Source organism: Hymenobacter saemangeumensis (genome assembly GCF_039541835.1).
GTDB classification, from domain to species: Bacteria; Bacteroidota; Bacteroidia; order Cytophagales; family Hymenobacteraceae; genus Hymenobacter; species Hymenobacter saemangeumensis.
In genome coordinates this window covers 103,235-117,500 of the sequence record NZ_BAABGZ010000013.1, presented here as the reverse complement: position 1 = coordinate 117,500, position 14,266 = coordinate 103,235, and the positions used below count along the sequence as shown (strand labels likewise).

General features: G+C 64.0%; 8 protein-coding genes. 2 read left to right on the top strand and 6 right to left on the bottom strand.

Features of this window, described 5'->3' with window-relative positions:
- The first annotated feature begins 115 nt into the window (after window positions 1-115).
- The gene (locus tag ABD919_RS04925; RefSeq protein WP_345234347.1) at window positions 116-1,180 is read left to right on the top strand and encodes a proline iminopeptidase-family hydrolase; all 1,065 of its coding nucleotides are present in this window, start codon (window positions 116-118) and stop codon (window positions 1,178-1,180) included.
- A 66-nt stretch (window positions 1,181-1,246) separates the two neighbouring features.
- Here the strand turns inward: ABD919_RS04925 and ABD919_RS04920 are convergent, their stop codons facing one another.
- From ABD919_RS04920 to ABD919_RS04910, 3 genes are all read right to left on the bottom strand, one after another.
- Complete coding sequence (locus ABD919_RS04920; protein ID WP_345234346.1) at window positions 1,247-2,470, bottom strand: S8 family peptidase; 1,224 nt, start codon at window positions 2,468-2,470, stop codon at window positions 1,247-1,249.
- Window positions 2,471-2,948: 478 nt separating this feature from the next.
- Window positions 2,949-4,073, bottom strand: coding sequence for a TonB family protein (locus ABD919_RS04915; RefSeq protein WP_345234344.1), 1,125 nt, complete (start codon window positions 4,071-4,073; stop codon window positions 2,949-2,951).
- Entirely contained in the window at window positions 4,060-4,719 is a 660-nt protein-coding gene (locus tag ABD919_RS04910) for an RNA polymerase sigma factor (RefSeq protein ID WP_345234342.1), read from the bottom strand. Before ABD919_RS04910 ends, ABD919_RS04915 begins: the two co-directional genes overlap by 14 nt.
- 261 nt (window positions 4,720-4,980) lie before the next feature.
- Here ABD919_RS04910 and ABD919_RS04905 point away from each other — a divergent pair, with 261 nt between their 5' ends.
- Window positions 4,981-6,933, top strand: coding sequence for a vWA domain-containing protein (locus ABD919_RS04905; RefSeq protein ID WP_345234340.1), 1,953 nt, complete (start codon window positions 4,981-4,983; stop codon window positions 6,931-6,933).
- A gap of 236 nt (window positions 6,934-7,169) precedes the next feature.
- Here the strand turns inward: ABD919_RS04905 and ABD919_RS04900 are convergent, their stop codons facing one another.
- The 3 genes from ABD919_RS04900 to ABD919_RS04890 form a co-directional block, all read right to left on the bottom strand.
- A complete protein-coding gene (locus ABD919_RS04900; protein WP_345234339.1) occupies window positions 7,170-7,988 on the bottom strand; it encodes a porin family protein in 819 nt (272 codons plus the stop codon).
- Between the two features lie 179 nt (window positions 7,989-8,167).
- Entirely contained in the window at window positions 8,168-10,990 is a 2,823-nt protein-coding gene (locus tag ABD919_RS04895; RefSeq protein WP_345234338.1) for a DUF7619 domain-containing protein, read from the bottom strand.
- A 363-nt stretch (window positions 10,991-11,353) separates the two neighbouring features.
- Window positions 11,354-14,215, bottom strand: a complete 2,862-nt coding sequence (locus ABD919_RS04890) for a DUF7619 domain-containing protein (RefSeq protein ID WP_345234336.1) — start codon at window positions 14,213-14,215, stop codon at window positions 11,354-11,356.
- Window positions 14,216-14,266 lie beyond the last annotated feature (51 nt).

Genomic DNA, 14,266 nt, shown 5'->3' with positions numbered 1-14,266 from the left:
ATTTATTTTAGTCAACGGGGACTTGCTGCCAGCCTTGGTATACACTGGCGCAGCACCCTCGCACGATAATTTTCGCTTACTCCTACCTTCGCCTCATTCACAGGTAACCCGCATAATGAAAACCTGCCCTTTTCCCCTGCTTCCCTTTCTGCTCTTAGCCGCCCTGTTTGCTGGATGCGATACTCCGCAGTCCCAGCGCCAGAGCGGCGGCGCAGCCGCCTATTTCACGTCCGAAGAAGCCGGCGTGCGCGACGGCGGCGTGCAGCTGCTGCCTATTTCCACGCCCAAGGGCGAGTTTAAGGTCTGGACCAAGCGCTTCGGCAACAACCCCAAGGTGAAGGTGCTGCTGCTTAATGGCGGCCCGGGTGCTACGCACGAGTACTTCGAGTGCATGGAAAGCTTTATGCCCGCCGAAGGCATTGAGTTTATCTACTACGACCAGCTGGGCTGCGGCAACTCCGACAACCCCCAGGACACCGCCATGTGGAGCCTGCCGCGCTACGTAGAAGAAGTAGAGCAGGTGCGCAAAGCCTTAAACCTGAGCAAAGACAACTTCTACCTGCTGGGCCACTCCTGGGGCGGCATCCTGGCTGCCGAGTATGCCTTCAAGTACCAGCAACACCTGAAAGGCCTCATCATCTCCAACATGATGATGAGCTGCCCGGCTTATGGGCGCTACGCCCAGGAAGTGCTGGCCAAGCAGATGAAACCGGAAGTGCTGGCCGAAATCCGGCAGATTGAGGCGAAGAAGGATTTCCAGAACCCGCGCTACATGGAGCTGCTGATGCCCAACTTCTACACCCAGCACATCCTGCGCCTGCCCCTGGAGCAGTGGCCCGAGCCCGTGAACCGCTCCTTCGCTAAAATGAACCAGTCGCTGTACGTGACCATGCAGGGCCCCAGCGAGTTTGGCATTGCCGGCAAGCTGGCCAACTGGGACCGCACCCCCGACCTGCCCCAGCTCACGGTGCCGGTGCTTTCCATCGGTGGGCAGCACGATACCATGGACCCCGAGCATATGCGGCAGATAGCCAAGCAGGTGAAAAACGGCGCCGCGCTCATTTGCCCCCAGGGCAGCCACATGAGCTTGTACGACGACCAGCCGACCTACTTCCCCGGCCTGATAAAATTCCTGAAGGCCGTGGACGATGGCTCCTTCAAAGCCGGCATGGCGCTGTAAGCCCACGCCAACAAAAAAAGGCAGCCTTGCGGGGCTGCCTTTTTTATTTCCGTAAAGAGCTGGTCCTTAGATGTGGGCAATGCGGTCGGGGGTGCTGTCGCGGTCGCCTTTCACGGTGCCGCTCAGGTTGAAGTGCTTGCCGCGCACCAGCAGCACGCCGGCCATGTGGGGCGTGGCCATGGAGGTGCCGCTCATGGTAGCGTAGCGGCCGCCAATGTAGGTGGAGTTGATGTTCACGCCGGGCATGCAGAAGTCAACCGGCGGGTTGCCGAAGCAGGAGAAAGAGGCAAAGGTGTCGGTGTTGTCCATGGCCGATACCGTGAAGACATTGGCGTGGTTGACGCGGGCCGGCGAGTGCTGGGTTGCCGAGATGGCGTCGTTGCCGGCCGCTACGGCGAAGAGAATGCCTTTGTTGGCGGCACGTACCACCGCGTCGTCCAGAGCCTGCGAGATGCCGCCGCCCAGGCTCATGTTGGCTACTTCCCCGACGCGGGCATAAGCGCCTACATAGTCTACACCGGCAATTACGCCCGAGCTGGTGCCGCTGCCGTTGGCATCGAGAACGCGCACGGCTACCAGGGTGGCATTGGCGGCTACACCGACTACGCCGATGCTGTTGTACTTGGCGCCGATAGTGCCGGCGACGTGGGTGCCGTGGCCGTTGCCATCGGTGGGCGAGCTTACATTGGGTACGAAGGAGCGGCTGCGGGCGGCGTCCACGGTCAGGTCGGGGTGGTTGAGCTCAATGCCCGTGTCGATAACCCAGGCCGTGCGGCCAGTGGCGTCGGCCGCCCCCACGCGGTTGATGCCGTAGGGTATGGTTTGGGCCGGCTGGGTGGTCGTGGTGGTGGTAGAAGTCTGGCTGATGCTCATTACCTGGTCAGCCTCTACATAAGCTACTTCGGGGTCGAGGGCCAGGGCCGCAGCCTCCTGGGCCGTGAGCTGGGCTGCAAAGCCCTTAAGCACGTTGCCGTAGGTGCGCTCAATCTTGTCGGGGCGGATGCCCTTGCCGCGCAGCACGTTGTCGGCCTTATTCTTCACTTTGCGCACCTTTTCGTTGTAGTCATCCGACTCAGCGGTGGCTACGGAGGCGTCTTTCAGTACCACGATGTACTTGCCGGGAATGCCGTTGGCAACGCGGGCGTCGGTGCTCGTCTCAGAGCTGGCGATGCTGGGGCTGGAAGGAGCAACTTCCTCTTTCGAGCAGGCCGTAAAAGTGCAGGCGGCAGCGAAGAGAGAGCCCGAGAGCAGCAAGGAAGAAAGACGGGTAGTCAGCTTGTTGTTCTGCATTATACAGGGTGGAATGAAGTGGAATCAGAAATAGCGGGGGGAGGCTGGAGCTAGCAGCAGAATTGTCTTTCTCGGGGGAGGGCGGCCCAGGCCGCAATGCTCAGGTTCCGGAAAAAGCAGCTTATATATCCGTAGGAGCAGTGGACTGATGCAGTGCTGGTTGCTACGTTTCTGGGAGGCTAAACCAGTAGGCAGCCCTAATAATTCCAATAATTTTCAAAAAGCAGGCCTATTGCTTGATAATTTCGCAATAGTTGGACTTAGCCCAGATAAGCTTAAAACAAACAAAGCCGCTTGCTGCAAGCGGCTTTGTTTATGACATTTCCCGGAATTGCGGACTAGAAGCGGCTGCGTGTTCCACAGGCTGGCTGGTCTCAGCGGCGCGCTGGGGCTTCACTGTTCATGCACCGCATCCTGCGTTAGCTGACAGGCTATTGGGGGTAAAGCTGCCGGCCGCTGCCGCGAAAGGTCTCGCTTTTTAAAAAGGTACCACCACATCAACGGTCAGGGGCGCGCGCCGGCCCCCGGAGATGCCGGGGTGCCAGGCCGGCCCCTCGCACACAATGCGCTGGGCTTCGGCGTCGTAGTCGGGACGCAGGCCCCGGGTCACCTTCACGTTGCTGATGCGCCCGTCTTCCCCCACGGTGAAGCGCACATGCACCCGGCCTGAAAGACGCTCCTCGTTAGCAACAGGCTCGAACTGCAGTCCACTCCGGCGCAGGTATTCACGCAGGGCTACGGTGCCGCCCATGGGGGCCGGGGCAATAGTAGGTGCCGCCGGCATGGCCCCCGCCTGGCGGCCGGAAAGCTCCGCTGGGGCCGGGGCAGCGCTGGCAGTCCGCTTGGCTTTGGCGCTGCTCAGGGTGGGCGCGACAATGTCGGCGGTCTGTTCCTTTAGCTCGGTTCTTTCTTCCGTGCCGGGGTTGGTGGCTACAGCCAGGTCGGCGGCCGGTTCCACGGGGGAGGAGCTGGCCAGCGCTGGCTCCGGCGCGGTATCGGCCAGCACCAGCGCCTCGGCAGCCGGGGCGCTGGGAGCGGAGGAGGCGCGGCCTGGCGTGGAAGCGCGGGCCAGGCGCGCCGGCTTAGCCGCCCGCACCACTGCCGGAGCGGGCACGGGGCTAGCAGGTGCAGCAGCTACTTCCGCAGCCGCCTCCGCCGGGGCCGCGGCCGAAGGCGACTCGACGCTGGCAGCCGGCGACGGAGGGGTATATGCCTCGGGCTCGGGCCGCACAGCGGCTACCTCGGTGGGCACCGACTGCTGCTCCCAGGTCCAGATGCCGCCGGCCAGCACGGCCACGGTAGCTGCGGCGGCGACCACCCGCGGCCACAGGGGCCGGGCGGGCACGGCCACCGGGGCGGGCTCCCCTACCCGCTCCCGCAGCCGGTCGCGCAGTGCGGTAATGGCGCGGTCGGTAGTGGGCGCATCGGTCATGGAGAAGCCATCGAGCAGCTCGGCGCAGCGTTCGCAGTCGAGGGTGTGGGCTTCCACGCGCTGCTGCTCGGCCGAAGCCAGGGTGCCGGCGGCGTACTGCCGCAGCGTGGCCGCATCGGGGTGCGGGCCAGGGGCGTGCAGCATGGCGGAAGGCAGCTTAGCGGCGGACATGGAGCGAAGAAGATGATGATGAAGCAGCCGGGGGGCTGGCGGGTGGGTCGAGCTGGCGGCGCAGCATGCGCTTGCCATTCTGCAGATGGCTTTTTACCAGGTTCAGCTCCAGGCCGGTTTCGGCGGCGATGTCGCGGTAGCTCTTTTTTTCCAGAAAAAACAATTCCAGGCAGCGGCGTTGGGCAGCGGGGAGGTTGGCAAGAGCTAGTTCCAGGGTCTGGAGGCGCATTTCGTTTTCTTCGGCATCGGCCGCGTCCTGGGCCGTGCCTTGCAGATGCCGGGCGCCGGCCGATTCCACATCGGCGGCATCGGGAAACTGCAGCACGATGCCGGTGGTCCGTTTCTGGGCCCGCAGCTGCATCAGGCAGTGGTTGCGGGCGGTGGTGTGCAGCCAGGCCGGGAAGTTTTCGGGCTGGTGGATGCGCAGCACTTTCACCAGGTGCTCAAACAGCTGCATCACGGCATCCTGGGCATCCTCGTCGGGCGGGGCCAGGTAGCGGCGGCACACGGCAAAGGCTTCGGGCAGGTACCGGTCGTAGAGCAGGCCCAGGTCGGCCACGTCGCCGTGCAGGCGGTAGCGGGCCAGCAGCTCCTGGTCGGAGAGCGGGGCCGCGGCAGCAGGAGCAGGGCGTTTGCGGAAGAACATGGAACCCGGAAGATAGGGGATGGCAGAATAATCGGGGGCTAAAAAGTGAAAAGGCGCGGGAGTCCGCTGGTTACAAAATTTATTAAACCTGTTTTTTTGTAACCAAGCGTGAGGTAACAATAAATCCGAAAAAGCCAAACTTGTAACCACGAGCTGCGGGCTTGGCCGGGCCCGGAGCGTCACGTGCTTTACGGGGCGGTGTGTGCAATAAGGCAGGGTTCCGGCATCAGCCTTTCAAATCACCATTAACCCGTTGTTGCCATGCAAAAGCTATTGTTGCTGCCCTTCGCCCTGCTGCTGGGCGCCTCCCCTGCCCTGGCCCAGCCCTCGGCTCCCAAAGCTAATCCGGCAGCCAGCCAGCTGGTCACCGTCACCGGCCGAATCACCGACCAAGCAAGCGGCCAGGGCTTGCCCGGCGTCACGGTGCTGCTGAAAGGCACTACCCATGGCACCAGCACCAACGCCGACGGCAGCTACACCCTAAGCTTGGTGCCGGCCCAGGGCGCCGTGCTGCTGGTGACGTACATCGGCTACGCGAGCCGCGAAGTGGCGGTGGGCAGCCAGCGCGTCATCAACGTGGTGCTTTCCGCCGACAATAAGCAGCTGAACGAAGTGGTGGTTACCGGCTACGCAGCGCCCGGGATGCTGCGTACCCTCGCCGGCAGGGTCGCTGGGGTGAGCGCCGGCCGCGCCGACCGGAAAGCCAAGTCCAGGTCCGGTTACTATGCCCCAAGCCCCACCCTCCCCTACCCCGCCCAGGAAGAAGCGGGAGCCGGCGACAGCTACGCGGCCATCAAGGAAAACAAGTTCTTCGACGCGAAGAAGGATGCCCTCAGCACCTTTGCCCTGGATGTGGACAATGCCTCCTACTCCAACGTGCGCCGTTTTCTGAACGAAGGCCAGCTGCCGCCCTGCGATGCCGTGCGCGTGGAGGAAATGCTCAACTACTTCCACTATAACTACCCCGCGCCGCCGGCCAGCAGCCCCGACCCGGTGCACATCAGCACCGAGCTGGCCGTGTGCCCCTGGAACCCGGCCCACCAGCTGGCCCGCATCGGCGTGCAGGCCAGGCGCATCGAAACCGCGAGCCTGCCCCCGGCCAACCTGGTGTTTCTGGTCGATGTGTCGGGCTCCATGTACCCGGCCGACCGCCTGCCGCTGGTGCAGGCCGGCCTGAAGCTGCTGGTGAAGCAGCTGCGGCCCCAGGACCACGTGGCCCTGGTGGTGTATGCCGGCGCGGCGGGCCTGGTGCTGCCACCCACGGCGGGCAGCGACAAGGAAACCATCATGGGAGCCATCGACCGGCTGCAGGCCGGCGGCTCTACGGCCGGCGGAGCGGGCCTGCGCCTGGCCTACAGCACCGCCCGGCAGCACTTCAAAAAAGACGGCAACAACCGGGTGATTCTGGCTACCGACGGCGACTTCAACGTGGGCGAGAGCTCCGACCAGGCCCTGGAACAGCTCATTGTGGAGCAGCGCGAGTCGGGCGTGTTCCTCACCGTGCTGGGCTGCGGGCGCGGCAACCTGCGCGACAGCCGCATGGAAACCCTGGCCGACAAGGGCAACGGCAACTACGCCTACCTCGACAACCTCGACGAAGCGGCCCGGGTGCTGGTGGCCCAGTTTGGCGGCACCCTGTTCACCGTGGCCAAGGACGTGAAGCTGCAGGTGGAGTTCAACCCCTCCCGGGTGGCGCACTACCGACTGGTGGGCTACGAAAACCGCCTGCTCGAAGCCGAGGACTTCAACAACGACCGCAAGGACGCCGGGGAGCTGGGCGCGGGCCACACCGTGACGGCCCTCTACGAGCTGGTGCCGGCCGGTGGCCCCCAGCCGTTGGTTGACCCGCTGAAGTATCAGCAACAGGAAACCGGCAACCGCAAACAGGAAAGCACGGCCGAGGTGCTGACCGTGAAGCTGCGCTACAAGGAGCCCCAGGGCCATTCCAGCAAGCTGCTGGCCCAGCCCCTGGGCGGTACCGCCAAAGCCATCAGCCAGGCCTCGGCCGACCTGCGCTTTGCCGCCGCCGTGGCCCAGTTTGGCATGCTGCTACGCCAGAGCGAGCAGCGCGGCAGTGCCACCTGGGCCGCCACCGAGCAGCTGGCCGATACCTCCCGCGGCGCCGATGCCGACGGCTACCGCGCCGAGTTCGTGCGCCTGGTGCGCCTGGCCCAGGGCCTGAGCCAGAGCGTAGGCGTGGTAGGCGCCCGCTAAAGCGCCGGCCGAGCATGCTTGTAGCGCGGAATTTTATTCCGCGTTTTAAAAGGCGCTGGGGGGCGGAATGAAATTCCGCGTTACGGTTGCTATCAACAAAAAGGCCCCGCTGATACCAGCGGGGCTTTTTTACCAAAGCAACCCAAAAATTAATCCTAATAAATTCGACCTGAATAAGTGAACTGGAATAAGCGCACCAGAATAAGATAACCGCAGAAAAAAGGAGAGAAGAGGTGTTAGAAGGAGAAGCTGGCGCTGGCCTTGATAATCTGGTTTTGTGCGTTGAAGCGGTTGTTCTTGTCGAGCGAGCTCAGGCCGTAATCGTAGCCGGCGCTCAGGCCCAGGCCGTTTTCAAACTGGTAGCCCACGCCGCCTACCACGGCGAAGTCGAGCGGGCGCAGGCTGCTTTTGATGTCGAAGTCCTGCTGGTACACGTCGAAGCCCAGCGCGCCGGCTTCTAGGCGGGCTTTGCCGCTTACCAAAAAGGAAGCCTGCGGGCCGGCAAAGAGGTAAAAGCCCGGGGTGATGTAGGCCTTAGCCAGCACCGGCACATCGATGTAGCCCAGGCGGGCCGTGCCGGTGGCGCGGGCATTCAGGAAGCTGATTTCCGGGATGGGAATGCGGCCCTGCAGCACGGTGCCCTTCTCAGAGTAGGACAGGCCGGGCTCGATGGCGAAGCTGCTGCCCAGGGGAATGGTGGCGTACAGGCCGGCGTGGAAGCCGGGGCGCATCTGCTTGGTGATGGTGCCCTCGGGAGCGTAGTCGGTGAGGCCCAGGAAGCTTTGCACGGCGTCCCCCTGCACGTCGGCCAGGTTGAGGCCGGCCCGCACCCCAAAGCGGATGGGGGAGCTGGCCGAGGTAGAATAGCTGGAAGAAGGCGAGGCGGCCGGGCGGGCCGGCGCCGTGCTGCGCACCGGAGCCGAAGGCCGGGCCGGGCTGCTGGCCTTGGGCGAGCCGTAGGCGTCGCGCCGAACCTGGGCCGACGCGGCCGGGGCAACAACTGAAACGAAAAGGCAAGCCGCAGCCAGGCGGCCCAGAAGGCGCTGAGTTTTCATGACCAAAAGCAAAAAGGAGTATGAGACAAGCCGCCGGGGTGGGCATCAGATGCCGCGGGCGGATGGGCTTGTACCAGGTCGTATTGCAAAACCGTGCCAGTTTTTTCAGACCCATAAAAACGCAACAAACCCGGGCTGCCGCGATGGGTGGCCCGGGTTTGTCTGTTGGTAGCGTATGCCTATTCCTTTACCACGGTGCGGGTGCTGGCTTTACCATCGGGCAGGGTTACCCGCAGCACGTAGAGGCCGGGGGCCAGGCCCTTCAGCGACAAGGTCTGGTGCAGGGGCCCGGCCGGGGCCGCCAGGGTTTGCTGCTGCACGGGGCGGCCCAGCACGTCGAGCAGCTGCAGGCGCACGGGCCCGGCCTGCCGCAGCTCCGCCGCCAGCGTCAGCTGCTCGGTGGCGGGGTTTGGGTAGGCCTCCCAGCTGGCGGCGCTGTGGCTGGCCAGCAGGGCCGTGGGGTTGAGCACGGTGGTGGTAGCCGTGTTGGTGGTCACCGGCGGGTTGTAGTCGAACACGATGTGGGCACGGTTGGGGATGATGTCGCCCAGGCCCAGCGTGGTGATGGGGCGCACCCGGAAGCGCACGTAGCCCTGCGAGCGAATGGCGTCGACCTGGCGGTGGGGCAGCAGGATGTTGAGGAAGCGCACGGTGAGAATACCGCGGCTGGTGATGCTCCAGTAGCAGTTGTGCGACTGCGACACCAGCTGCAGCGAGCCCACGCTCAGCTTGCGGAAGTCCACCGTGTCGCTGATGACCACGGCAAACGCCGTATCGGTGCCCATGTTCTGGAAGCGGATGGTGTAGTCGAGCGGCTGGCCGGCGGCCACCTGCGAGGGCGTGAGGCGCGAGTAGTTTACCGAGATGTCGTTGGGGTCGTAGGAGCCGATGATGCGGCCTTCGTGGCCGGCGCTGTTGTCGGCGGGGTTGCTGTCGGCCGCCAGCGGAGCCTGGGCCGTAAACGTGAGCAGCGTGCCCACGCTCACGTTGATGGGAATGCTCATGCGCACATCGAAGTGGCGAGCTTCGCCGGGCTGCAGATTGGTATAGCTCCAGCTGCTGCTGCCCCCGGCCCAGGTGGCGGTGGGCGCGCTGCTGATGTAGCTGAGGCGGGCGTCGGGCGTGAAGGAAACCGTGCCAGCGGCTACGGGCACTGCCCCCATGTTTTCGAGCGACACCCGGAAAGTGAGGGGCACGCCGGTGCGCAGCAGGCTCACGGGCGTAATCATTACCCGCACATCGGGCTGGGTAGAGCGGGGCGCCACGCCAAAGTCCACGTTGATGGTGCGCTGCCCGCCCCCCGGCGTGAAGGTGCCGGTGTACTGGTTGTTGGCTGGCTGCGTCACTACGTAGTTGGCGGGTACCCCCACCAGCGACAGGGAGTAGGCTCCGCTGCTGGCGTAGGCCTGCAGCTTGCCGTCGGCCCGCATGGGGTGGTAGGAGCTGAAGCCTGCCTGGCTGAGCTCGGCCGTGAGGGTGCGCTGGAAGATGCCCTCGCCGGCATCGCGCACGCCGTTGCTGTTGGCGTCGAAGTACACCTGACCCAGCAGGCTGTTGGGTTGGGCGCCTATCTTGGTCAGCGTCATTCCCCGGCCCAGCAAGGTGTGGGCGCCGAAGGTAATGGTTTGGTTAAGGGAGGCAGAAGCACTGTAGGTACGGCCGGTGTAGTACACCCGGCCGCGGGCGTCGAGGCCCAGGGAGGTGGCCTCCACCGACATGGTGGCCCGGCTGACAGCGCCCTGGGTGGTGTAGCTCAGCCAGCTGTCGGCTACCGTCCACAGCTCCTGGCCCTGGGCGCTGTAGCGCACGATGTTGGTGGGCGCCGCCATCTGCAGCGGGCCGAGCACAGTGGGCGAGGGGCCGTTGTTGGGGCTAACCTGGGCATTGACGACCAGCGTGGCCTGGCCGGCATTGTCCACCACCAGGTGGGTGCCGGTTTCGTTGCCGTTGCTGCCGGTGTTGGCCTGCTGCCCGCGCAGCCAGATGGGCGTGCCGAAGGAGTCGTACTTCAGCAGGAAAAAACCCCGCTGGGACGTAAGCTGCCCGAATGTAGCCACCCCGGTGCTGCCCCCGCTGAGGTAGCAGTTTCCACCGGCATCGCCCGCCGCTGCTTTGCTAAATACCTGTCCGGCAGTGCCATTCGGGGTGTGGCCCTGCCGAGCCCAGAGCAGGTTGCCGTTGGGGTCGAAGTTGGCGATAAAGGCTTCCGGGCGGGAGGTTTGGGCATTGAGCACCGAGCCGGAAGTGCCCGGGGCGAAGTACAGCTTGCTGAACATGGTGCCCACCACCAGGCAGCCCCCGTTGGCCTTGCTGCCCAGGGCAATGTTGTTTACCCCGGCCGGGCCGGCGTACTGCACCGAGGCCGGGCCGTCGCCGTGCAGCTGCCGCAGCCACTGAATGCTGCCGCTGGCATCGAACTGAAAAAGGTAGCTGACCGTGTTGTTGAGGGAAACGCCGTTGATTACGGCCGTGGCCACGCTGTCGGTGATGCCCTGCAGGTAGCCCTTGCCCTGACCATCGGCCGTGATACCGTAGATGGTCGAGTTGGGAAGGCCCCGCATCCATAGCAAAGCGCCGGTGGCTGAAAACTTGCCATAAAACCGGGACTGGGTGGTAGGAACGGACGCACCGCCCCAGGCGGCGCCGCTGTTCAGGCGGCCCGACATGTACACACCTCCGTTCACGCGGTCGACGGCCATGTGCTGAATGCCTACGTGCTGCAGCTGCGTTACCCAGCTTACCTGCCCGGTGGAGTCGTAGCGCACCAGCAGGGACGCACCAAAGACGCCCCGGTACAGGCGGCTGCCCACACGCACGCTGTCCTGAAAGTCGAAGGCAACGTAGGTGTTGCCCTGCGCATCGGTAGCGCCGGCCGTGGTTTGCAGGCCGTTGTTGGTAAGGGTGCGGGCCAGCCGGGCCCACTCAAAGTGCTGGGCCTGTGCCACGGGCTGGCTGCCCAGAAACAAGCCCACCAGCAGGATAAAAGCGCGTAGAAATTTCATGAATTCAACAAGTAAGAAAGCGTAAGGGTAGCCTGCGGAAGCTGGCCCGGCCGGTGCTCAGCATTCCATTCAAGCAGCCAGACCTGAGCCAGCCGGAAAAGGCTGCTGTGCTTCTGGAAATAAGTAATTACAAGGTAAATACGACAGCTTTTCTGCGCCCGACAGGCATGCAAAAGCGCCCCGTCAGCTCCGGCCGAAGGGGCGCTTTTACAAACTAGCGCATCTTCCAAGTCAGCGTACAGAGTTAAAAGTTGAGAGTTAAAAGTTAAAAGAACGTGCGGTTTTAACTTTTAACTTATTCCAACAAGTGTACATCAACGCAGAAGTGCCAATAAGCCAGGGTTTGGCCGGCGCCGTGCCCGGCTAGTTCACCTGCACGCGCTGGCTGCTGTGCTGGCCATTGGGCAGGGTGAGCCGCAGCAGGTAGAGGCCGGGGGCTACGCCGCGCAGGTCGAGCGAGTGGTGCAGGGCACCCGCGGCAGCAGTAAGGCGGTGCTGGCGGATGGTCCGGCCCAGGGCATCGGTCAGGTCGAGGCCGACGGTGCCGGCCTGGGTGAGGGTGGCCGCTACGGTCAGCACGTCGGCGGCCGGGTTGGGGTAGGCGGCCCAGGCCGCGGCCTGTTGCCCACTGAGCAGCGCCGTGGGGTTGAACACAGCCGTGGTAGCGGTGTTGGTGCGCACGGGGGCGTTGTAGTCGAAGAAAATATCGGCTTCGTTGGGTACGATGTCGCCCACCACCAGGGAGGTGCGGGGCCGCACCCGAAAGCGCACAAAGCCCTGGGAGCGCAAGGCATCGGCGGCCTGGTGGGGCAGCTGAATATTAGGGAAACGCACGGTGAGCAGGCCGCGGTTGCTCAGGCTCCAGGTGCAGCTGTGCGACTGCGCCAGCAAGTCCAGGGTCGACAGGTTCAGGCGGGTAAAGTCCAGCTCGTCGGTAATGACGACGTTGAAGGCCTGGTCGGTGCCCATGTTCTGGAAGCGGATGGTGTAGTCCAGGGGCTGGGCCGCGGCCACCTGCGCGGGCGTGAGGCGCGAGTAGTTTACCGAGATGTCGTTGGGGTCGTAGGAGCCTATTACGCCCTGGGTCAATACTTCGGTGTTGTTGGCCGGGTTCACGTCGCCGGCCAGGGGCGCCGTGCCGGTTGACGTAAGCTGGGTACCCAACGCCACTGTGGCCGGCAGCGAAAAGCTTACCACGTAGCTCAGCCGCGCAAAGGGCGGCAGGTTGGCGTAGGTCCAGCTCACGTTCTGCCCGGCTACGCTGCCCTGGGGGACGCTGCTGGTATAAGTCAGGCGGCTGTCGTGGGCCAGGTTAACCGTGCCGCTGGCAAGCGTGGTGCCCACGTTTTCCAGCGTAAGCTGGTACTGCGTGGTGAAGCCAGGCCGGGCCGGGCTGAATGGGGTAAGCGTCACCCGTACGTCGGTTTGGTTACTTAAGGGCACAAGGCCAAAGTCCATTCCATTTACCGACTGGCCTGCGGCCGGGAAAGTACCGCTGCGCACGGCCGGGGCCGAGAGCGTATAGGAAGGCGGTGGGCTGGCAATGGTGAGGCTGAACGGAGTTCCTGCGGGGGCAAAAGCGCTGTATTGCCCCTGAGGGCTGCTACTGGCGAAGATACTGGTCTGGTTCTGGTCGGCTATAATCTGCGAGAAAGGGAAGGGCGGCTCCATCGCATCGCGCTGGCCGTTGGCATTCATATCGAGGTAAACCAGGCCGCTGACCCGGCCGGCCGCCTCCAGCCGGAGGGCCGTGTAGCCGTTGCTCAGCACCTGGCCGTTGATGTGCAGCTGGCTGCCAGCTGTGCCGAAGGACTGTAGCAACATCAGCACGTAGAGGTTGCCGCTGGCGTCGCTGCCCAGGCCGGCCCCCGAATGGAAGATGGAAGATGGGTTTCCGCTGCCGGGGGGTACCTGTCCATCGACGGCGCGTACCCAGCGCTCCGTACCGGCCGCATCGTAGCTTACCAGGTAAAACGCCGGGGGATATATCTGCAGCTGGCTGCTGAACAGGGGATGATTCAGCACCTGGCTGCCGAAGGCGACGGCCGACTCCCTGAATACGCCCATACGGTACACGTTGCCCGCCGCATCGAGCGCCAGGCGGGAAGTCCGACGGCTGCCGTCATCATACGAGGAAGTCTGGGCGGCTCTCACCCACAATGGGGTGCCGCTGGCCGATACTTTCAGTACATAGCCCCCGGCCTGGCCCAGGGGCAAACCGCCAAAAGCGGCATCGGCCGTGGTGGAGCCGCCGGCCAAGTAGACTTCCCCGCTGGCATTAACACTGATGTTGCAAGCCATGACGTTGTTAGAGCCGGAGCTGCTGGTGTTAATCACACCCCATTGCGCGATGCCGGCTGGCGAGTAGCGTACCAAAAAGCCGCCATTGCCATTGGAGGGGCTGGTAAGCGTTATGGCCGGGGATGTACCCAGCGTGGCGGAGCCGTAGAGGCTGCCGGCGCAGAACAGGTCGCCACCCGGGCCCAGGTGCAACGCCTGTATCGACAGGGAGGCGTAGCCGTTGGTGACGGTAGGGCTGGGCACGAGGTTCTGCATCACCGTTACGCCGCCGCTGGCGGCGTAACGCAGGATAATGGAGCTGTAGGTAGCCGGGAAAGTATGGGGGCCGAAAGCCTGTCCCTGGCCGCCGTAAACACCCACGTAGGCATTGCCGGCAGCATCGGCCGCGAGGGCAGTAACCTGGGCCCGGCTGTTGCCTTGGTGCAGGTGGCTCAGGGATGTGACCACCCCGGCCGGGCTTACCCGGGCCAGTGCGATGCCACCCGGATTGAGGGTCTGCCCGCCCAGGGTAAAGCTGGCGCTGGGTCCTGGGTTGGTCCTCATCGAGTCGATACCGGCATAGAAAACCGTGTACACGTTGCCGCTGGGGTCCAGGGTCAGGGCCGCTACGTCATCGAGCTTATTGCTTACGCCGGGCAGAACCCATTGAACCAGGCCCTGCGGGTTAATCTTGGCCAGAAATGCATTGCTGCCTGGTCCGCCGGCCTGGTTGCTGGCAGGAACCGGCAGGGTAGTGCTCCCCATGGTTACACTGCCCTGGTAGGAGCCGGCCACGTAGGTATTGCCAGTGGCATCGGTAACCGATTGGGCATTGACGATGCCCGGAGCCAGGGGGCGCGACCAGGTAGCGAATTGCGCGTGCGCGGACTGCAGCCCACCCAGCGTCAGCACCCCGATGAGGAGCAATAACCGATACATTTTCATAGGTTGAAGGGAAAAGTGAAAGGCAATAGGGAGTTGGCTGCATACCCTGGT

Excerpts from the sequence above, each read along its gene's own strand:
- ABD919_RS04925 (WP_345234347.1), top strand. The coding sequence starts at position 116 with ATGAAAACCTGCCCTTTTCCCCTGCTTCCCTTTCTGCTCTTAGCCGCC.
- ABD919_RS04920 (WP_345234346.1), bottom strand. The coding sequence starts at position 2,470 with ATGCAGAACAACAAGCTGACTACCCGTCTTTCTTCCTTGCTGCTCTCG.
- ABD919_RS04915 (WP_345234344.1), bottom strand. The coding sequence starts at position 4,073 with ATGTCCGCCGCTAAGCTGCCTTCCGCCATGCTGCACGCCCCTGGCCCG.
- ABD919_RS04910 (WP_345234342.1), bottom strand. The coding sequence starts at position 4,719 with ATGTTCTTCCGCAAACGCCCTGCTCCTGCTGCCGCGGCCCCGCTCTCC.
- ABD919_RS04905 (WP_345234340.1), top strand. The coding sequence starts at position 4,981 with ATGCAAAAGCTATTGTTGCTGCCCTTCGCCCTGCTGCTGGGCGCCTCC.
- ABD919_RS04900 (WP_345234339.1), bottom strand. The coding sequence starts at position 7,988 with ATGAAAACTCAGCGCCTTCTGGGCCGCCTGGCTGCGGCTTGCCTTTTC.
- ABD919_RS04895 (WP_345234338.1), bottom strand. The coding sequence starts at position 10,990 with ATGAAATTTCTACGCGCTTTTATCCTGCTGGTGGGCTTGTTTCTGGGC.
- ABD919_RS04890 (WP_345234336.1), bottom strand. The coding sequence starts at position 14,215 with ATGAAAATGTATCGGTTATTGCTCCTCATCGGGGTGCTGACGCTGGGT.